At 59.7% G+C, this 19,823-nt stretch carries 16 protein-coding genes, 2 tRNA genes, 1 rRNA gene and 1 pseudogene; 8 read left to right on the forward strand and 12 right to left on the reverse strand.

From position 1 onward, the window contains the following. The first annotated feature begins 2 nt into the window (after positions 1–2). Positions 3–3,707 carry a CHASE domain-containing protein gene (locus ACYCFC_RS01560; protein WP_181086151.1) on the forward strand — a complete coding sequence of 1,235 codons (3,705 nt, stop codon included), beginning with the start codon at positions 3–5 and terminating at the stop codon, positions 3,705–3,707. 96 nt (positions 3,708–3,803) lie between these two features. Next, on the forward strand, positions 3,804–5,945 hold the full coding sequence (locus ACYCFC_RS01565; protein ID WP_459652945.1) for a putative bifunctional diguanylate cyclase/phosphodiesterase: 2,142 nt from the start codon (positions 3,804–3,806) through the stop codon (positions 5,943–5,945). Here the strand turns inward: ACYCFC_RS01565 and ACYCFC_RS01570 are convergent. The 3 genes from ACYCFC_RS01570 to ACYCFC_RS01580 all read right to left on the reverse strand — a co-directional run bounded on the left by ACYCFC_RS01570 (position 5,942) and on the right by ACYCFC_RS01580 (position 10,386). Next, on the reverse strand, positions 5,942–6,847 hold the full coding sequence (locus tag ACYCFC_RS01570) for an acyltransferase (RefSeq protein ID WP_459652946.1): 906 nt from the start codon (positions 6,845–6,847) through the stop codon (positions 5,942–5,944). The two genes, ACYCFC_RS01565 and ACYCFC_RS01570, sit on opposite strands and share 4 nt — an antisense overlap. A 130-nt stretch (positions 6,848–6,977) precedes the next feature. Next, positions 6,978–9,074 carry a phosphate acetyltransferase gene (pta, locus tag ACYCFC_RS01575; RefSeq protein WP_459652947.1) on the reverse strand — a complete coding sequence of 699 codons (2,097 nt, stop codon included), beginning with the start codon at positions 9,072–9,074 and terminating at the stop codon, positions 6,978–6,980. A gap of 124 nt (positions 9,075–9,198) precedes the next feature. Beyond that, complete coding sequence (locus ACYCFC_RS01580; RefSeq protein WP_459652948.1) at positions 9,199–10,386, reverse strand: acetate kinase; 1,188 nt, start codon at positions 10,384–10,386, stop codon at positions 9,199–9,201. 247 nt (positions 10,387–10,633) lie between these two features. Between ACYCFC_RS01580 and ACYCFC_RS01585 the strand changes: the two genes are divergently transcribed. Both ACYCFC_RS01585 and ACYCFC_RS01590 read left to right on the forward strand, forming a co-directional pair. Next, complete coding sequence (locus ACYCFC_RS01585; RefSeq protein WP_181086161.1) at positions 10,634–11,119, forward strand: FKBP-type peptidyl-prolyl cis-trans isomerase; 486 nt, start codon at positions 10,634–10,636, stop codon at positions 11,117–11,119. Positions 11,120–11,227: 108 nt separating this feature from the next. Next, positions 11,228–11,713, forward strand: a complete 486-nt coding sequence (locus ACYCFC_RS01590; RefSeq protein WP_181086163.1) for a glutathione peroxidase — start codon at positions 11,228–11,230, stop codon at positions 11,711–11,713. Between the two features lie 16 nt (positions 11,714–11,729). Here the strand turns inward: ACYCFC_RS01590 and ACYCFC_RS01595 are convergent, their stop codons facing one another. The 7 genes from ACYCFC_RS01595 to ACYCFC_RS01625 form a co-directional block, all read right to left on the reverse strand. Continuing rightward, positions 11,730–12,338, reverse strand: coding sequence for a flavodoxin family protein (locus tag ACYCFC_RS01595; RefSeq protein WP_459652949.1), 609 nt, complete (start codon positions 12,336–12,338; stop codon positions 11,730–11,732). Between the two features lie 55 nt (positions 12,339–12,393). Next, positions 12,394–13,146: a sulfate transporter CysZ gene (cysZ, locus tag ACYCFC_RS01600; RefSeq protein ID WP_181086167.1), complete on the reverse strand. Its 753-nt coding sequence runs from the start codon at positions 13,144–13,146 to the stop codon at positions 12,394–12,396. Positions 13,147–13,325: 179 nt separating this feature from the next. After that, positions 13,326–13,670 carry a HopJ type III effector protein gene (locus ACYCFC_RS01605; protein ID WP_181086169.1) on the reverse strand — a complete coding sequence of 115 codons (345 nt, stop codon included), beginning with the start codon at positions 13,668–13,670 and terminating at the stop codon, positions 13,326–13,328. Further along, complete coding sequence (locus tag ACYCFC_RS01610) at positions 13,667–13,960, reverse strand: DUF1244 domain-containing protein (RefSeq protein ID WP_459652950.1); 294 nt, start codon at positions 13,958–13,960, stop codon at positions 13,667–13,669. Before ACYCFC_RS01610 ends, ACYCFC_RS01605 begins: the two co-directional genes overlap by 4 nt. A gap of 58 nt (positions 13,961–14,018) precedes the next feature. Further along, entirely contained in the window at positions 14,019–14,393 is a 375-nt protein-coding gene (gene folX, locus ACYCFC_RS01615; protein ID WP_459652951.1) for a dihydroneopterin triphosphate 2'-epimerase, read from the reverse strand. 15 nt (positions 14,394–14,408) lie between these two features. After that, on the reverse strand, positions 14,409–15,119 hold the full coding sequence (gene folM, locus ACYCFC_RS01620; protein ID WP_459652952.1) for a dihydromonapterin reductase: 711 nt from the start codon (positions 15,117–15,119) through the stop codon (positions 14,409–14,411). Between the two features lie 84 nt (positions 15,120–15,203). Further along, positions 15,204–15,830, reverse strand: a complete 627-nt coding sequence (locus ACYCFC_RS01625) for a PilZ domain-containing protein (protein ID WP_459652953.1) — start codon at positions 15,828–15,830, stop codon at positions 15,204–15,206. A gap of 224 nt (positions 15,831–16,054) precedes the next feature. On the opposite strand from ACYCFC_RS01625, the gene ACYCFC_RS01630 reads away from it, so the two are divergent. Continuing rightward, complete coding sequence (locus tag ACYCFC_RS01630) at positions 16,055–16,507, forward strand: flavodoxin (RefSeq protein ID WP_459652954.1); 453 nt, start codon at positions 16,055–16,057, stop codon at positions 16,505–16,507. Positions 16,508–16,572: 65 nt separating this feature from the next. Here the strand turns inward: ACYCFC_RS01630 and ACYCFC_RS01635 are convergent. Together ACYCFC_RS01635 and ACYCFC_RS01640 are read right to left on the reverse strand one after the other, a co-directional pair. Continuing rightward, positions 16,573–17,136: pseudogene (locus tag ACYCFC_RS01635) on the reverse strand (acyl carrier protein phosphodiesterase); the annotation flags it as partial. Between the two features lie 232 nt (positions 17,137–17,368). Then, positions 17,369–17,650: a hypothetical protein gene (locus tag ACYCFC_RS01640; protein ID WP_459652955.1), complete on the reverse strand. Its 282-nt coding sequence runs from the start codon at positions 17,648–17,650 to the stop codon at positions 17,369–17,371. Between the two features lie 164 nt (positions 17,651–17,814). Between ACYCFC_RS01640 and ACYCFC_RS01645 the strand changes: the two genes are divergently transcribed. From ACYCFC_RS01645 to ACYCFC_RS01655, 3 genes are all read left to right on the forward strand, one after another. Then, positions 17,815–19,351, forward strand: a 16S ribosomal RNA gene (locus ACYCFC_RS01645). A gap of 64 nt (positions 19,352–19,415) precedes the next feature. Continuing rightward, a tRNA-Ile gene (locus tag ACYCFC_RS01650) sits at positions 19,416–19,492 on the forward strand. A 31-nt stretch (positions 19,493–19,523) separates the two neighbouring features. Continuing rightward, positions 19,524–19,599 (forward strand) — tRNA-Ala (locus tag ACYCFC_RS01655). Positions 19,600–19,823: the final 224 nt, after the last annotated feature.

Below are 19,823 nucleotides of genomic sequence, written 5' to 3' on the forward strand. Positions count from 1 at the left end.
GAATGGATAGTCGGTCCGCTCTCCATTCTCGCAAGCCTTGGTTGCCGTTGTTGGTGACGTCCGCGCTGATGGCCGGGCTGGGCGGATGGATCGGCTGGCAATGGCATGTTCAGGAAGCGCGCATACATGCCGAGCAGGCACAGCGATTCAACCTGGCTGTCAATGATATCGAGAGCACCTTGCGCGAGCGCATGCGGGCCTATGAGATGGTGCTGCGTGGGCTGGCAGGCCTTTTCGTGGGCAGCGAGGAGGTGTCTCTGGCCGACTGGAACCGTGCCTCGGACCAGTTGCAGTTGCAGGATTTCTATCCCGGTATCCAGGCGGTCGCACTCGCACGCTATGCGCGTGCTACCGAATTGGACGGCGTTCTCGCGCGGATAATCGCCAATGGTCGTAGCGATTTTCGCATGTACCCGCCCGGCGAGCGCGACGAATACCTGATCACCGATTACATACACCCGCTCGACTGGCGCAATCGCCGCGTGCTGGGCTATGACATGCTCAGCGAAGAGACGCGGCGGGAGGCTATCCTGGCCGCGCGCAATATCGGCACGCCCATGATGACCGGGCCTCTGCGTCTCAAACAGGAAACCGAGCAGAACACCCAGGTGGGAATCCTCCTGTACCTGCCGCTGTACCGGGCGGGAGCGCCCGTCACCACGCTCGATGAGCGCCAAAGCGCCTTTGCCGGTACCTTGCACGGCGCCTTCAGGCTTACGGACCTGATGGAAGGCGTGCTGGGCTCGCGCAGCCGCTTGTTCCAGCTCCAGCTGTTCGATGCCGCGGAGCCGGAGGTGCCCTTGCTGGTGGGACGCGCACCGGTCAGTGCCGATGCGGGCTTTCATCGCACCCGCAACCTCTATATGTACGGTCGCAGCTGGCAGCTGGAGGCCGCCAGTACGCCGGAGTACGAGGCGATCCTGAGTCGCACGGGGCGGGCTTTCAGTCTGGCGACCGCCTTGACGGCTGCGGTGCTGTTCTCGCTGCTGGTCGGTGGTTATCTCTTTCTGCGCGAGCGCGCGCTGCGCAGCAGTCAGGCGCTCGGTGCGCAACTGCAGGAGCGCGAGGCGCGGTTTCGCCAGCTTATCGAGCAGTTGCCGGTGGCAACCCTGCTGTGCAATTCCCGGGGGCGCATCGAGCTGGCCAACCAGAGTGCCGCGACGCTGCTGGGCAGTACAGTGGGCCTGCTTGCCGGCGAGCGGCTCAACCGTTACGTGCCTGGCGCGCTGGAAGAACCGTCACGCGAGCAGCGGCTCGAAGGCAGTCAGCAGGAAAGTCCGGCGTTGCGCGAAGATGGCAGCACGATTCCGGTTTCCCTGAGCCTGACCAGCTTCAGCCGTGACGATGGCATCCACCATCTGCTCAATCTGGTCGATCTGCAGCCACGCAAGCGTGATGAGGAGCGCTTCCGCAATGTGGTCGAAGCCTCGCCGAATGCCTTTCTGCTGTTCGATCACGAGGGCAGGATCGTCATGGTCAATCGCCAGACCGAACTGCTGTTCGGTTACGACCGGCAGGAACTGGTCGGGCAGCCCGTCGAGGTGCTGATCCCCGAGTCGATGCAGAAAACCTATCTGGAGGTGCGTCACCGCTTCATGCAGGAGCCCGAATCGCTCCGATTGGGTGACAACCGTGAACTGTTCGGCTGTCACCGCGACGGCCATCTGGTGCCTGTGGAAGTGGGCCTGTCGCCTCTGCGCAGTGGTGAAGAGTTGCTGGTGCAGGCCGTGGTGACTGATATCAGCCGGCGCAAGGCGGCTGAGCGGCGTTTGCGTGATCAGGCCGATGAGTTGATGGTGGCCAACCGTTACAAGTCCGAATTCCTCGCCAACATGTCCCATGAGTTGCGTACGCCGCTCAATAGCATCCTGATCCTCAGCGACCAGCTCAGGCAGAACGCGGCCAACAACCTTACGGAAAAGCAGGTTCGGCATGCCGACATCATTCATCGCGCCGGGCAGGATCTGCTGCAACTGATCAATGATGTGCTCGATCTGGCCAGGATCGAGAGCGGGCACATGCAGATCAGGCAGGAACCGCTGGATCTGGCCGGGCTGCTGACGGAGCTGACCAGCGCGCTTGCGCCCATGGCGGAGCAGAAGAACCTGCTCCTGAGTACGCGCATCGATGCGGATGTGCCGGCTTCGGTGATCAGTGACCGTCAGCGCCTGCAGCAGATCCTGCGCAATCTGGTCACCAATGCCCTGAAGTTCACCGAGCAGGGTTCGGTCGAGATTCACGTCAGCTACAGGGCCGCGGATACCAGGGGCGAAGTGTTGCGTATTCAGGTCCGGGATACCGGTATCGGCATCGCCGAGGATCAGCATGAACGCATCTTCATGGCCTTTCAGCAGATCGATGGTTCCATCAGTCGGCAATATGGCGGAACGGGGCTGGGGTTGGCCATCGCACGCCAGTTGACCGAAGTGCTTGGGGGGGAAATCAGGCTTGAAAGCACCCAGGGCAACGGCGCCTGTTTCACCGTAGATTTACCGGCAGGGCCGGCGGCTGCGAGCGAACCCCGGACACTGCCGACATCGTCCGGTCGCGGACGGGGTGCCAATGTGCTGATCATCGAGGATGATGTCGAGCTTGCCTCTACAATCTCCGAAGTCGGGTTGGCCCACGGCTTTTCCAGCGTCAGTTGCGCGACGGGAAAGGACGGCCTGGCGGCGCTCGAACGGGATCGGTTCGCGGCAGTCATCCTCGACATGCTGCTGCCAGACATGAGTGGTTGGCAGGTCCACCGCATGCTGCGTGCCGATGGCCGCCATCAGGGCATGCCGGTTTACATCATTTCCTCCGTGGCGCAGCCGCTGGAGTGGATGGATGACGACTCACGCTGGCTACTCAAGCCGGTGGTGCAGTCGGAGCTGGAGCGGCTATTCATCGAACTGGCGCTGCAGGAGGTCAATCCAGCGCGGCTGTTGCTGCTCGAGACCGATACTGAACGGCGCCGGCAACTGCGCAATCATTTCGAGAGTCTGGGCTATCGCGTGATCGAGTGCCGGCGCAGCGAAGAGGCACGGCTGGCCTATGCCGAACATTCCTTCGTTGTACTGGTCATTGATTTCGACCTGCCCAATGAAAATGGGCTGGATCTGCTTGAGGCGCTCGACCGCTTGCGCTCACTCGATGAGGTGCGCGTGGTGCTGACCAGCGATGAACCTCTCTCGCAAAAAAACCTCCAACGACTCCGGCGCTATACATCGGTTGCGTTGTCAAAAACGGAAGGACTTGAGCACATGGATGATGCATTGAAACCTGTTGCAGCCCCCTCTGCGGTGGTAACGATAAACGAACAGGAACACCCGATGCTGGGCCAGCGGGTATTGCTGGTGGTGCCCGAGGTACGATCCATCTACGCCATCAGTGCCCTGCTCGATGAGCAGGGGCTGCAGGTGGTGCCAGCCACGACGGCAACCGAGGCGCTCAAACGTTTCGATGAAGATGCCTTCGACCTGGCGCTGGTGGACCTGCAATTGCCGAATGATGATGGTGTCGCGCTGATTCGACAGCTGAGAAACGACTATGGTTGTCAGGTGCCTATTGTCGCGCTGACGGCCAGTGCCGCGCCCGCCGAGCGCGAGTCGGGTCTTGCCGCGGGCGCGGACGACTGGCTGTGCAAGCCGGTCGAAGGTGCTGCGCTGGCCATGCTGCTGCGGCGCTGCCTGGGAAGCGCCGCAGCCTTGCCAGGCTCACAATAAGGAGAGTCGTCCAATGCATCCCTCAAGTCTGTCTGGTGTGGTTGCCCATGTTGCTGAAGCTGGAAGCAGGCGCATGCCGTGCCGGGAGTACAAGTGATGCCGTGGGCGCAAGCCAAGGTGCAATCAGAGGCCCGCACGCTGCTGGTAGTGGATGATCGCGAGGCGAATCTGGTTGCGATGGAAGCCCTGCTGGGCGATGGCGACTGGACCGTCCATACAGTCAATTCCGGCGAGGCGGCCCTGCAGGCCCTGCTCGATCTGGATGTCGAGCTGGTGCTGCTGGACGTGCAGATGCCGGGCATGGACGGTTTCGAGGTGGCGCGCCTGATGCGCGGTAACCCGCATACGCGCTACACGCCGATCATTTTCGTTTCGGCCATCGCGCATACCCGGGAGTCGGTCCTGCGTGGTTATGCGACCGGTGCGGTGGATTTCATCCTCAAGCCCTTCGATCCCCAGGTGCTCAAGCACAAGATCAACACGCTGCTCAGTCACGAGCACAATCGGCGTAATCTGCAGTTGCTGAGCCAGCAGCTCGACAGCGCCCGCGCGTTCAATGCCTCGGTGCTGAACAATGCCGCCGAAGGCATTCTCGTGGTCGGCGAGGATGGTTACATCAGTTTCGCCAACCCGGCTATCGCGCAGATGCTGCATACGGAGGTCGAGCGCTTGCAGGGCACTGCGCTGGCGGACCACCTTGCCACCCCGCAGATACCCGATGCCTGGCGCGACAGCGATTTCTACAAGCATTGGCGCAACGGCGAAACCTATCGTCTGCATGAAGCCCAACTGTATACCGCCCGTGGCGGCACCTTGCCGGTGGCGCTGTCGACGTCGCCGTTGCCACGCCAGCAGCGTTCGATGGTAGTGATCGCCTTGGACATGTCGGTGGTGCGCAATCTGCATGTGCAGCTGGAAACCCAGGCGGTGACCGACTCACTGACCGGCCTGCTCAACCGCCGCGGTTTCCATCAGGCACTGGATTCGGCGCTGGCGCGGGTCGACCGCAACGGCAAACGCATGGCCATCCTCTATATCGATCTCGATGGCTTCAAGCGTATCAATGATTCCCTGGGGCACGACGCAGGCGACGAGATTCTCTGCCGTGTGGCGCGGCTGCTGGAAACCTGCATGCGTCCCTACGACATCATCGCGCGCATGGGTGGTGACGAGTTCACGGCGTTGCTGGATTCGCTCGATCATCCGGAAGATGCCGCCAGGGTGGCAGAAAAGCTCATCGAGCTCATTTCGGTTCGGCACACCATCGATGGCACTGAAGTCACCTTGGGCGCCAGCATCGGCATTGCTCATTTTCCCGATTGCGGGCAGAGCGTGGAGGAGTTGCTGCGCTCGGCGGATATGGCCATGTACGAGGCCAAGCGTGCCGGGCGGCAGCAGTACCGTTTCTTCTCCACAGAGATGAACGGGCGTGCCCATGCGCGTCTGATGATGGAGGAAAACCTGCGCAGCACCATCGAGCGCAATGGTTTCGATCTGGTCTATCAGCCACAGGTAGTGCTCGAAACGGGTGAGCTGCGTGGTTTCGAGGCTTTGCTGCGCTGGGATTTCGCCGGGCGCGGGGAAGTCGATCCGAATGTTTTCATCCCGCTGCTGGAAGAAACCCGGCTGATCGATCGTGTCGGTCAATGGGCGCTGCGCGAAGGTATGGCCCATTGCCGTGACTGGCGAGAGCGGTTCGGTCAGAAGCTGGTGCTCAGTTTCAATGTCAGCCCGGTGCAGTTCGGACGCGCCGGATTGCTCGATGAGCTGCGTCGCCTGCTGGATGAGTATCAGCTCGATCCACGCCAGCTGGAGCTGGAAGTCACCGAGGGCGCACTGATGCAGGACCTTGATCAGAGTTGCGAGAAGCTGCGCAAATTGCGGGACCTGGGGGTGCGAGTGGCTGTGGACGATTTCGGCACGGGCTATTCGTCGCTGGCCTATCTGCGTCATTTCGAGCTGGATACGCTGAAGATCGACCGACTGTTCATCGCCAACATGCTCGATTCGCCGCGCGACGCAGCAGTGGTCAGCACCATCATCGACCTGGGGCGTAACCTGGAACTTGAAGTGATCGCCGAAGGCGTCGAAACCCTGGCACAGCGCGACTGGCTGGTTGCGCATGGCTGCCAGGTCATGCAGGGCTTCCTGGTGGCGCCAGGGTTGGCGATCGAGGATGCACAGGCCTTTCCGAGAACAGTCGACTGGTTGCGGCTGGACGCAGAGCCGGGCGGCTAGCTCGGCGGAAACTGCTGATGCAGCCTGTCGAGCTGCGCATCCTTCTCGCTCCAGAGCTGATTGACCCACAGCTGAAAGCTCAAGCGATACGCTTCGTCCTGATCGTAACTGTGGCGCAGGAATTCAACCGGTATGGGGCGCGAGTCGATGCACAGGACCACTTGGTCGACTCGTCCGCACAGCAGATCCCAGAAGCTGGGGTTGCCGTTCGGGTAATGGATGGTGATGTCGATCAGTGCACTCAATTGCTCACCCATCGCATCGATGACGAAGGCTATGCCACCGGCCCTGGGCTTGAGCAGATAGCGGTAGGGTGAAGCCTGTTCGGCGTGCTTGCCCGGCGTGAAGCGCGTGCCTTCCAGGAAGTTGAACACCGACACCGGGTTGCTCCGGTAGCGCTCGCAGGCCTTGCGCGTCGTGGCCAGGTCTTCGCCGCGCTTCTCCGGGTATTTGGCCAGGTACTCTTTGCTGAAACGCTTCATGAAGGGAAACTCCAGCGCCCACCAGCACAGGCCGATCACCGGCACCCAGATCAGCTCCTGCTTGAGGAAGAACTTGAGAATCGGCATGCGCCGGTTGAGCTGGTACTGGAGTATCAGGATGTCGGCCCAGCTCTGATGATTGCTGGTGACCAGGTAGGAATGACGCATATCGACCTTTTCCAGGCCCTGCACGTGCCATTGCGTGAGCCGTACCAGGTTCATCCAGAAGGCGTTTACCGCCATCCAGGATTCAGCGATCCAGTGCATGCCGAAACGCAGTGCGCGCTGGATGCCGGGAATCGGCAGCGCCAGCTTGAGCAGCGAAAGTGCGAACAGCGGCCAGCACCAGAACAATGTGTTAAGCGCCAGCAGTAGGCCGGCCAGAACGCCTCGCAGCGGGGCAGGAAGAAAACTCAGCATCGATTGGCTCGCCAGTGCTTCAATTTCGGCAAGAGTAATGATTGGCGGGTGAACTGCAAGCGGGGAATCAGGCGGTGGGCGCCACGCGCTCCCGGTCACGGCGGGCCGGGAGCGCGTTATGGCGAGGTGATCAGGCGTTCTGGTTGGCGGCCTGCAGTGCGGTGAGGGCGATGGTGAAGACGATGTCATCGACCAGGGCGCCACGGGAGAGGTCGTTGACCGGCTTGGCCAGTCCTTGCAGCATCGGCCCGACGCTGAGGCAATTGGCGTTGCGCTGCACGGCCTTGTAGGTGGTGTTGCCGGTGTTCAGGTCGGGGAAGATGAACACGGTGGCCTGGCCGGCAACCTTGCTGTTCGGGGCCTTTTGCTGGCCGACGCTGAGCACGGAGGCTGCGTCGTATTGCAGGGGACCGTCGATGGGCAGGTCGGGCGCGCGTTCCTGGGCGATGCGGGTGGCTTCGGTGACCTTCTCCACCTCGGCGCCAGCGCCGGAGCTGCCGGTAGAGTAGCTGATCATCGCCACGCGCGGGTTGACGCCCAGGGCAACGGCGGACTCGGCACTCTGCAGGGCAATTTCTGCCAGCTCGGAGGCACTCGGGTTCGGGTTCACCGCGCAGTCACCGTAGACCAGTACCTGATCGGGCAGCAGCATGAAGAACACCGAGGATACCAGGCTGTAACCCGGTGCGGTCTTGATCAGCTGCAGTGCCGGGCGGATGGTGTTGGCGGTGGTGTGCACGGCGCCGGAAACCAGGCCGTCCACTTCATCCAGGGCGAGCATCATGGTGCCGAGGACCACGGTGTCCTTGAGTTGCTCACGGGCGTCGTTCGGGGTCAGGCCCTTGGCCTTGCGCATCTCGCACATGGGCTCGACATAGCGCTCGGTGATCACCTCCGGATCGAGAATTTCCAGGCCGCCCGGCAGGGTAATGCCTTGTTCGCGGGCCACGGCCTGCACTTCTTCCGGCTTGGCCAGCAGCACGCAGCGGGCGATGCCACGCTCCTGGCAGATGGCGGCGGCGCGGATGGTGCGCGGCTCGTTGCCTTCCGGCAGGACGATGCGCTTGTTGGCATCCTGGGCGCGCTTGACCAGCTGGTAGCGGAACGCCGGTGGTGACAGGCGCAGTTCGCTACGCGGTACGCTGAGGCGAGGGTGGAGCAGCTCGGGTTGCAGGTGCGAGGCGATGAACTCGGTGACCTGGGTGGCGCGCTCGATATCGTCGGCGGGCGTTTCGCGGTTCAGGCCGTTCAGGTTGGATGCGGTCTCGTAGGAGCCGGTCTGTACGGTCAACACCGGCAGTCCACTGTCCAGCGCGGCCTTGCACAGGTCGAGAATGCGCTGGTCCGGGCCGAGGTCGCCAGTCAGCAGCAGGCCGGCCAGCTTGACGCCATTGAGCGAAGCCAGGCAGGTGGCAAGAATGACGTCGTCGCGGTCGCCGGGTGTCACCACCAGTACGCCGGGTTGCAGCAGGTGCGCCATGTTCGGGACGGTGCGGGCGGCCAGGATGATCTGCTGCACACGGCGCTGATCAGCCTCGCCAGCGCTCAGCACGCGGGCACCGAGGGCAGCGGCGATGTCGCAGGTACGCAGGGCGTTGAGCTCCGCATTGAACGGTACGGCGCCGAGCAGCTGGAAAATCTCGCTGCCGAGCAGTGGCAGCTGGGCCTTGATGCGCTCGACGAACGCGGGCACGCCGTCTTCGCTGTTGACCTTGTTGAGGATGGTGCCGAGTACCTTGGGGTCCTTGGCGCCACCGAACATCTGTGCCTGAATCTCGATGCGTTCGGCCAGTTGCTTGAGGTCGTCACCGCCCTGGGCGGCGACCAGGATCACTTCAGCATCCAGGCTTTTGGCCAGTTGGGTGTTGATGCGTGCGGTGTAATCCGAATCGCGGGTCGGCACCATGCCTTCGACGATCACTACGTCCTTGCCGGCGGCGACTTGCTGGTAACGGCTGACCACGTCTTCGAGCAGCAGGTCGAGTTCGCCATTGGCCAGTTGGCGCTCCAGTTGCGCCAGCGGCAGAGGGGCGGGCGAGGTGATGTTCAGTGTGCTTTCGACCAGCAGGCAGGAACGCTCGCGGTCCTGGTCGCCGGGGAAGGGCTGGGCAATCGGCTTGAAGAAGCCGACTTTCAGTCCTGCGCGCTCAAGGGCGCGAATCAGGCCAAGGCTGATGGAGTTGAGGCCGCCGCCGAAACCGCAGGGGGCGAGAAATAGCGTATGCATGGGAGTCTCCTGTCAAACAGAGGGTTCGGGCGATGGCCAGGGTGAACAGAACAAAACCCGACGTCCTTGATGAGCGTCGGGTTTGCGTCACGCGTGCCTACACGGTTCTTCAGGCGTCGAGCAGTCAGACGTCGAGCAGTTCGAGTGACTCCAGGGCGATCTGGCGCTCCTCGTTGGTCGGTACTACCAGCACGCGCGGGCTGCCTTCAGCCTGGATTTCGCCGCCGACACCACGGGTGCAGCGCTCGTTGGCGGCCTTGTCGAGCTTGAAGTTGAACAGTTTGAGGTGTTCCAGGGTGCGTTCGCGCACAGCGACCGAGTTTTCGCCAATGCCACCGGTGAAGATCAGGCCGTCGAGCTTCGGCAGGGCGCAGGCCATGGCCGCCAGGGACTTGGCCAGGCGGTAGCAGAACACTTCAAAAGCCAGGTTGGCGCCCGGGTGACCGGCAACGCGCGCTTCGTAAAGGGTACGCATGTCGTTGGAAAGACCGGACAGGCCCTTGAGGCCGCTGTCGTGGTTGAGGGCGCGGTCGATCTGCTCCAGGCTCCAGCCCAGGGTACGGTTCAGGTAGCTGTGCAGGTTCGGGTCGACATCACCGCTGCGTGTACCCATGACCAGACCTTCCAGCGGCGTCATGCCCATGCTGGTGTCGCGGCTTTCGCCATTGACGATGGCGCAGGTGGAACAGCCGTTGCCCAGGTGCGCGGTCAGCCAGCAGCTGTCTTCGACCGGTAGGTGGGTCATTTCGGCGGCGCGCTTGCTGACGTAGTTGTGGCTGGTGCCGTGGAAACCGTAGCGACGTACGCTGTGTTCCTTGTAGAGGAACTCGGGTACGGCATAACGGTAGGCGTGTTCGGGCATGGTCTGGTGGAAGGCCGTGTCGAAAACGGCGATCTGCGGCAGTTCAGGGAACAGGTCGAGGGTGGCGTTGATGCCGACGAGGTTGGCCGGATTGTGCAGCGGGGCCAATTGTGCGTTGTCGCGGATGGCCTGCAGGACTTCCTCGTTGATCAGGCAGGAACCGGTGAAGTGCTCGCCGCCATGCACTACACGGTGGCCGATGGCGTCGAGCCTGCCGCCCGCGGCATCCTGCGCCATCGGCAGAACATGCTGCAGTGCCGCGTGATGATCGGTACCGGCAATTTGCAGACTCTGCTTGTTGTCACCCAGTTGCCAGTGAAGCACCGCTTCGGGGCTGCCGAGTCGCTCGGCCAGGCCTTGCAGAGGGAATGTGGCTTGCTCTTCGTTGACCAGCGCAAACTTCATCGACGAGCTGCCACAGTTGATCACAAGGATGTTACGAGCCGACATCGGTGCTCCTTTTTTTATGCTTAGTAATTGTTGGAATAGGGGGTCGCCTATCATTTCACCCCTGATTCTTGCACAGCTGGTGTGGAAATGGATGCTCTCCAAAGGTTGTATGTAGCACCGTCCGAGGCAGGACTACATCGCTTCATTCGAAGCTTTGGACTGGTCCGTTTATCAGGGGCTGATTCGCAATCGTCAGCGCCCGCGGTTAAACTTTCGACCCACATTCCCCAGCAAAAGGTTTCGCCTCATGCAGATTGCCGCTAACAAGGCTGTGTCAATCGACTACACCCTCACCAATGACGCCGGTGAGGTGATCGACAGCTCGGCCGGCGGCGCGCCGCTGGTCTACCTGCACGGTGCAGGCAACATCATTGCCGGTCTGGAAAAAGCCCTCGAAGGCAAACAGGGTGGTGATGAGGTCAAGGTCGCCATCGAGCCGCAAGATGCCTACGGCGAATACAGCCCGGAGCTGGTTGCCACCCTCAACCGCGCCATGTTCGAAGGTGTCGATGAATTGGAAGTCGGCATGCAGTTCCATGCATCCGGCCCGGACGGCGGCATGCAGATCGTCACCATTCGCGATGTGGAAGGCGATGACGTGATCGTCGATGGCAACCACCCGCTCGCCGGTCAGCGCCTCAATTTCGAGGTCAAGATCGTTAGCGTGCGTGATGCCAGCGAAGAAGAAGTCGCCCACGGTCACATCCACGGCGAAGGTGGCCATCAACACTGATCCGCACCCAGCGAGGTGAGCGGTCGGAGTTCTGCTGAAGTTCGACCGGACCCTGAAAGCGCTTCGGTTTTGTCGGAGCGCTTTTGTATCTTCTGGAGAAGAGAAAAAATGAGCGCGTTCCACGAACTGGTTCTGCCTGGCCTCGATGGTCAAGAGCTGCCTCTTGCCCCGCTGAAAGAGCAGTTGACTCTGGTGGTCAATGTAGCCTCCGAGTGCGGACTGACTCCGCAATATGCGGGATTGCAGGAGCTGCATGAGCGCTATCAGGAGCGTGGTTTCGGCGTGCTTGGCATTCCCTGCAATCAGTTTGGCGCGCAGGAGCCGGGCAGTGATGCTGCGATTCTGCAGTTCTGCTCCGAGACCTATGGCATCAGCTTTCCCCTGAGCGGCAAGCTTGAGGTCAACGGGCCGCAACGTCATCCGTTGTATCGCCTGCTGGCAGGCGAGGGTGCGGATTTTCCGGGTGATATCAGCTGGAATTTTGAGAAATTTCTCGTCGGCAAGGACGGTCGTGTACTGGCCCGCTTTTCGCCACGTACCACGCCAGAAGATCCGCAGCTGATCCAGGCCATTGAAGGCGCGCTCGCGGGTTAAGTGCGCGTCCCGGCGCTTACCCCGGGGTGCCGGGATAGCCGGACCGCTTGAGCAGCTTTGCCAGATGCACGGCGTTGCGAGTGAGCATCGCCGTGGCGTTGGCAGTCTTCTCGCTGGGCTCGGCATCCTTGTAGTCCGTTGAACCCATCGCCTGACCTACCCAGTAGGTGCAGCCATTGGCGGGGATGCTGAAGCCTACGTCGTTCAGGCCTTGATACAGCTCGGCGACCACGTGATGGGCGCCATCCTCGTTGCCCACGACAGCGACACAGGCGACTCGACCATAGGAAACCATCCGCTGCTGGTCGTCCGTTTCGCTGAGGAACGCATCGAGGCGCTCCAGCACGCGCTGGCAGATACTGGATGGATGGCCCAGCCAGATGGGAGTACCCAGTACAAGAATGTCTGCGGCCAGTATCTTCTGACGAATCATGGGCCAGTCGTCGCCGGGGCCTTCGTCGGATGTCACGCCCGGTTTGATATCGAAGTCCACCGCTCGCAACTGTTCACAGCCTACGCCGAACGCCTTTAGCTCGTGCAGGACCTGGGATAGCAGTAGATCGCAGGAGGATTCTTCCGGGGATGCCTTGAGTGTGCAGTTGATGGCCAGGGCAGAAAGCGTCATTGCGAGTCTCCTGAGCTTGGGGTGTCCTGATCTAGACACCTGCCCCGCCAGCAGTTCATGGGCGTACGACAGGCTGGCCCTTGCCCCCTTCGCGCACCCAGAACAGCGTCGCGCCGGCCACGGCTGCCGGCATGATCAGCAGATTGAGCACCGGTACCAGCAGAGCGGCATAGGTTGCCGCGCCGAAACTCAGGCTTTTCCAGCGCCGCCCACGCAGCCAGGTCATCATCTCGCTCCAGCTCATCTTGTTATTGTCCGCCGGGTAGTCGATGTACTGCACCGCCATCATCCATATGCCGAACAGCAGCCACAGTGGCGCGGCAGCCAGATTGGCGAGCGGGATGAAGGACAGGACCAGCAGCGCCAGCGCCCGTGGTGCGAAGTAAGCCAGTTTGCGCGCTTCGCGACCGATGGTGCGTGGCAGCATGGCCAGCAGCTCGGACCAACTGAAGGGCGGCGAGCTGTCCTCACCGCGTGCGACCATTTCGACCTTCTCGGCGAGAAAACCGTTGAATGGCGCGGCAATGATGTTGGCCAGCAGGGTGAAGGTAAAGAACACCATCAGCACGACCAGAGCCACGAACAGCGGCCAGAGAATGTATTCGAGAAACATCAGCCACTCGGGCAGGCTGGGCATGAAGGCATCCACCCAGTTGCCGAACTGGCGCACGGCCAGGTAGATGAGGCCGATGAACACAAGCAGATTCACTGTCAGCGGCAGGATCACGAACAGTCGCAGTCCTGGGCTGAGGATCAGTTTCAGGCCCTCGCGCAGGTACTGCGGGCCGGACAGGGCAGCGATGGGCATTGTGAAGCTCCGAATGTGAAGAGGCGGGAAGCGTAAAAATCATCACTCATAGTTTTTGGCTATGATATCCATGCCGATTGCTCAATGGCCTTTATTGGCAGTAGTCGGCAGACTGGTGCGAAGATTTCCCAGGGCCATCCGCTTCCAAGCCTTCCCCCAAAGTGCTGGATGGCCCTTTTTTATTCTGCCTTGTGCGTCAGCGGTTGCTGTTCAAAGCGCACGCCTGACAGGCCGGTTTGCATCAGCGCACGAATATTGCGGTGATCCGTTCCGTCAGGGTTGGCCAGCACTGTCCGGTAATGCTCGCCAAACGCCAGCAGTGCTTCCTCGGTAGTGAAGCCTTCCAGCACAGCCAGGCCCAGAACCCTGCACGAGCCTTCATTCTCGCCAGCAGCATTTTCCAGGTTGCCGTTGGAGAAGCGGCATGGCCGGTAATCGTAGGTGTCGGCGATGAAAGCCAGTGTGTCACTGAAGGCGTGAACGGGCCTGCCCAGACTGGCGCGAAATTCGCGAAGATCGCTCATGGTTTCTGGCCTTTGTCGAATGCGGCCTGTTGCTCGGGTGTCGCTTCCCTCTGGTAGCGCTGTTTCCATTCGGCGTAGGGCATTCCGTATATCTCTTCACGCGCCTGATCCATGCTGACGTCGATGTCCAGATCGTCTGCGGCGGCCTTGTACCATTTCGACAGGCAGTTGCGGCAGAAACCGGCCAGGTTCATCAATTCTATATTCTGCGCATCCGGACGGCTGCGCAGGTGCTGGACCAGGCGGCGGAAGGCAGCGGCTTCGAGTTCGGTGCGTTCTTGTTCAGTCATGTCTTGGGTCTCGGTGTTGCGAGTGGGGACGGAATCATGAGTCGCGGGCAACCATCGCTCAGTCGCGGTGCGCCGCCAGGGTGATCGATACCGATTCGGCGAAGCGCAGGGCGTGCGGCTTGTCGACTTCGACTTCGGCGTAGCGCACCTGCTGATGCTGCATGATCAGGTTGAGAATTTCCTGGGTGAGCCGTTCGAGCAGGGCGAAGCGATTGTCTTCGACGTGCTGGATGACAGCCTTGGTGATGGTGCGGTAGTTCAGGGCATGTTCGATGTCGTTGTCGCGCACGGCATTGGCCGCCGGGTAGAGCATCGTCAGGTTGATCAGTACATCCTGCTTGTTGAGGATTTCCTCTTCCTTGATACCGATGAAGGTGCGCAGTCTCAGGTCCTTGACGCGAATGCGCGCCATCGAAGGTTCCAGTCGGGCCATGGTTGTCCTTTGAGATCAGATCAGGTGGCGTCCACCGTTGACGCTTAGTGTCGTGCCGGTGACGTAGGGGTTGTCCAACAGATAGCGCAGGCTCTGGTAGATCACTTCAGCGCCGGGTTCAATGCCCAGCGTGGATTTGGCCAATGCCTTGCGTCGATACTCCTCGTCATCGTCGGGGTTGAACTGTATCAGCGCCGGCGCTATTGCGTTGACCTTTATAGCAGGCGCCAGGCTGCTCGCGAAGGACAGGGTGAGGTTGTCCAGCCCGGCTTTGCTGGCGGCGTAGGCGATGTGCTTTTTGCTGCCGCGGCGTGTGACATCGTCACCGATGTGGATGATGTCCGCCGGGCCGCCCTGTTGTAGCAGCTCGGCGCAGTGCAGGTTGATCAGGTAAGGCGCAAGCATGTGTACTTCGAACATTCGCTGAAACACTTCGGCTTCTCGTCCCGGTGTTTCGGCGTGCCACTCGGAAGCGTTGTGGATGATGGCGCGCAACGAGGAGGTTTGTTGCTTCAGTGTGGCGATAAAGGCATGGATGTGGTCGGTGCCGGAAAAATCCGCCTGTAGCGTCACGGCACCGCGTTCCTGTAGTCGCTCCAGGCTTGGGCGATGAGTGCGATAACTGACGATTACCGGTTGACCTTCATCGAGCAGGCGTTCGGCGCAATGCAGGCCTATACGCTGGCTGGCTCCAGTAATCAGGATTGGGGGCTTGGTCTGGGACATGTTCACGACTGGGCTGATGGCTAAGGCGCGCTCGCAACACGGCGCGAATGCTGGTCAGCTTACACCAGCCTGCACTGTCGTTTTTTAGTCGGAGCTTTCAACTGGGAGTTCCTGCTGTAGTTCGGGATGCAGGCGCTGGTGCTGTTCATATAAATAGGAGCGAATGCGCTCGGCATCCTTGTTCTCATATTCGACCTCGTAGACAGTCATCCCGTCTGCGGCGTTGCGGACCTGATGAGCGTCGATCTTGAGCGGGTCTTCGCCTGGTAGTGCCAGGTGCAAGTGAAGATGCTTGGGTGCTTTCTTTTGCGAGCCGGTATCGACCAGCAGGCCGTGGGGGGATAGCTCATGTACGCTCAGTGCAGTTTCGTTGCCGTCATCAGAGAGTAGCGCAAGGGGCTCCTCCAGCTGCAGACGCCAGGCTCTCAGTACGGGGCCGCGCTCGTAGATGGTCGGTGGTGCCAGCTGTAACTGGATGCCGTGAAGCTCGTCTTCATCCAGTCGTAGCGGGAAGGTCATGCTGTATTCATCCAGTTCCGCTTCCAGCGTCAAGCTGGCTTTCGCTGCCAGTTGCAGCAACAAGCCATTGGCGTGCTCGCCGCCGTCGATACGGAAACCTGATTGGGTGTCCTCCGATTCGGCACGAGAATTACTGATAAGCCTATTGATGTAGGCTAGTTCCGTGCGGGTAAGGGTGGTCTTTTCCGCCATTTTTCAGTCCTTTTCAAGGCGGTAGGTTGAGTCTGCTTATCCTGGCCAGATGACTCGAATGACAGGAACCATGAGCAGGATGCAAGTGCGACATCCTCTGCATAGGTTGGTTCCGCAGTTGTCGTGCTTGTTGTAAGGCGCGACCTCGGGTGTAGGCAGGCTGCTCGGGGACGAGTGGCCGAATGGGGCATAATGTTCAGCTTCAATTTGCGATGGAGTCGATTATGAAAGTGGCCATTCTTTCCGGTACGGTCTACGGCACGGCTGAAGAAGTCGCCAGGCATGCCGCCAGCCGCCTGCAGGCTGAGGGCTTCGAGGCTTGGCATGACCCGCGCGCGCAGCTGTCGCAGATTATTGAATTCGCCCCGCAAGCATTGTTGGTGGTGATGGCGACTACGGGTATGGGTGAGCTACCGGACAATTTCATGCCGCTGTATTCGGCGATTCGCGATGTATTCCCTGCCTGGCAAGGCTTGCCTGGCGGCGTCATCGCCTTGGGTGATGCCAGCTACGGCGCTACTTTCTGCGGTGGTGGTGAGTTGATTCGCGAGCTCTATGCTGAGCTCGGAGTGCGAGAAGTGGTGGAAATGCTGCGTCTTGATGCGAGTGAAACGGTGACCCCTGAAAACGACGCCGAGCCCTGGCTGGAGCGCTTCGTAGCGGCGCTGCGTGGCTGAGGGTTTCCTTTATATATAGTGCTCGGGTCGGTTGGAGGCATCAGGGGGGGGGCGGCGTTGCTGCGCTTGGCGAAGGCCTGCAGCTGCGGATAGAAATCGTGGAAATCCTGCTGGAGGGGGGCGTACAGACGCTCCAGCTCAATGGCCCCTCCGGCAAGGCCTTCCGGGCGGGACAGTCGGCGACTCATGGCCGCTACAACCTGCTCCATCACCGAGAAGTTTCGGTAGCTGCCCAGCCAGTCCTGGGCTGCCATGCGCGGCGCTATCAACGCGAGCTTGCCGGGCAGCCTGGTTTCTTCTTCGTGCAGCGCCTGATAGACGCGAGCAGTGAAGTGCTGCAATGGTTCGTCAGCATATTCATGCCAGTGCGTTGCCAGGCAGTGGTCGAAGAACAGGTCGATCAGTATCCCTGCATAGCGCCGCCGCTCTTTGGGAAAGCGCTGCTTCGCCTGGAGCACCAGTGGATGGCTGTCGGTATAGGCGTCGATCTGGCGATGTAGCCGAATGCCGGCTTCAATGCCGGCGGGCCAGCGGCCATCCAGTGGGCCTTTGACGAAGTCCCCGTAAAGGCTGCCGAGCATGTCGGCGGGCTGAGGACCGCCCAGATGAAGATGCGCGAGGTAGTTCATATACCGAGCTTAGCGCAATGCACAATGTGCGACAGTGATGAAGCGCGTCTGAATGTCTTGATATGGCGAGGCTTCAGCTGCATTTCGCTGCTGGCGGAATAAATCCTCAAAAACTCGTTGACGGCTCGTTCTGTGGGCCTATAATGCGCACCTTCTCCGGCGCAGGCCCTTGGTAAAACCTCTTGTAAATCAAGAAGTTAGCTAAAAATAAGGGCTTGCACGGACGGCAAATTCAAGTAGAATGCGCCGGGCTGACAGGGCGGTGGTTGAGTCCTGTTGGTGCTTCGGTCGGTTCGATCGCAAGCGGTTGAAAGAGGTGGTTGACAGCGGTTTTGAACGCTGTAGAATTCGCCTCCCGCTGACGAGAGGCGCTAGGTTGATCGACAGCATAAGCGGTTGAGAAGAAAGAAAAATTCTTCAAAAACAGCTTGACGAGATACAAGGCTGCTGTAGAATGCGCGGCCTCGGTTGAGACGAAAGGCTTGATCGAAACGCTCTTTAACAACTGAATCAAGCAATTCGTGTGGGTGCTTGTGAGATAAGACTGGTAGTCAGCAAGATTATCAGCATCACAATGTACTCAACGAGAAATCATTGAGTGCTCTTCTTGAGTTTGCTTAAGAAGAGATTGCGATTGCTGAGCCAAGTTTAGGGTTTTCTCAAAACCCAAGCAGTATTGAACTGAAGAGTTTGATCATGGCTCAGATTGAACGCTGGCGGCAGGCCTAACACATGCAAGTCGAGCGGATGAGGGGAGCTTGCTCCCTGATTTAGCGGCGGACGGGTGAGTAATGCCTAGGAATCTGCCTGGTAGTGGGGGATAACGTCCGGAAACGGGCGCTAATACCGCATACGTCCTACGGGAGAAAGCAGGGGACCTTCGGGCCTTGCGCTATCAGATGAGCCTAGGTCGGATTAGCTTGTTGGTGAGGTAAAGGCTCACCAAGGCTGCGATCCGTAACTGGTCTGAGAGGATGATCAGTCACACTGGAACTGAGACACGGTCCAGACTCCTACGGGAGGCAGCAGTGGGGAATATTGGACAATGGGCGAAAGCCTGATCCAGCCATGCCGCGTGTGTGAAGAAGGTCTTCGGATTGTAAAGCACTTTAAGTTGGGAGGAAGGGCAGTAAGTTAATACCTTGCTGTTTTGACGTTACCGACAGAATAAGCACCGGCTAACTTCGTGCCAGCAGCCGCGGTAATACGAAGGGTGCAAGCGTTAATCGGAATTACTGGGCGTAAAGCGCGCGTAGGTGGTTTGTTAAGTTGGAAGTGAAAGCCCCGGGCTCAACCTGGGAACTGCTTTCAAAACTGGCAAGCTAGAGTATGGCAGAGGGTGGTGGAATTTCCTGTGTAGCGGTGAAATGCGTAGATATAGGAAGGAACACCAGTGGCGAAGGCGACCACCTGGGCTAATACTGACACTGAGGTGCGAAAGCGTGGGGAGCAAACAGGATTAGATACCCTGGTAGTCCACGCCGTAAACGATGTCAACTAGCCGTTGGGCTCCTTGAGAGCTTAGTGGCGCAGCTAACGCATTAAGTTGACCGCCTGGGGAGTACGGCCGCAAGGTTAAAACTCAAATGAATTGACGGGGGCCCGCACAAGCGGTGGAGCATGTGGTTTAATTCGAAGCAACGCGAAGAACCTTACCAGGCCTTGACATGCAGAGAACTTTCCAGAGATGGATAGGTGCCTTCGGGAACTCTGACACAGGTGCTGCATGGCTGTCGTCAGCTCGTGTCGTGAGATGTTGGGTTAAGTCCCGTAACGAGCGCAACCCTTGTCCTTAGTTACCAGCACGTTAAGGTGGGCACTCTAAGGAGACTGCCGGTGACAAACCGGAGGAAGGTGGGGATGACGTCAAGTCATCATGGCCCTTACGGCCTGGGCTACACACGTGCTACAATGGTCGGTACAAAGGGTTGCCAAGCCGCGAGGTGGAGCTAATCCCATAAAACCGATCGTAGTCCGGATCGCAGTCTGCAACTCGACTGCGTGAAGTCGGAATCGCTAGTAATCGTGAATCAGAATGTCACGGTGAATACGTTCCCGGGCCTTGTACACACCGCCCGTCACACCATGGGAGTGGGTTGCTCCAGAAGTAGCTAGTCTAACCTTCGGGGGGACGGTTACCACGGAGTGATTCATGACTGGGGTGAAGTCGTAACAAGGTAGCCGTAGGGGAACCTGCGGCTGGATCACCTCCTTAATCGAAGACATCAGCTTCTTCATAAGTACCCACACGAATTGCTTGATTCATTGCGAAGACGATTGGGTCTGTAGCTCAGTTGGTTAGAGCGCACCCCTGATAAGGGTGAGGTCGGCAGTTCGAATCTGCCCAGACCCACCAATGTTGTGTGGGGCGCAGGCTTCAAGACATTGGGGCCATAGCTCAGCTGGGAGAGCGCCTGCCTTGCACGCAGGAGGTCAGCGGTTCGATCCCGCTTGGCTCCACCACCACTCGTCGGGATAGAGTTCAGAAATGAACATTTCTGCGTAGGCAGTTGAATGTTGATTTCTGGTCTTTACCAGTATCGTTCTTTAAAAATTTGGGTATGTGATAGAAATAGACTGAGTGATCATTTTCACTGGTGGTTGTTCAGGCTAAGGTAAAATTTGCGAGTTGCTCGAGAGAGCGAAATGCGGATTTTCGGCGAATGTCGTCTTCACGTTATAGACAG

It is taken from the genome of Stutzerimonas sp. NM35, from assembly GCF_054604355.1.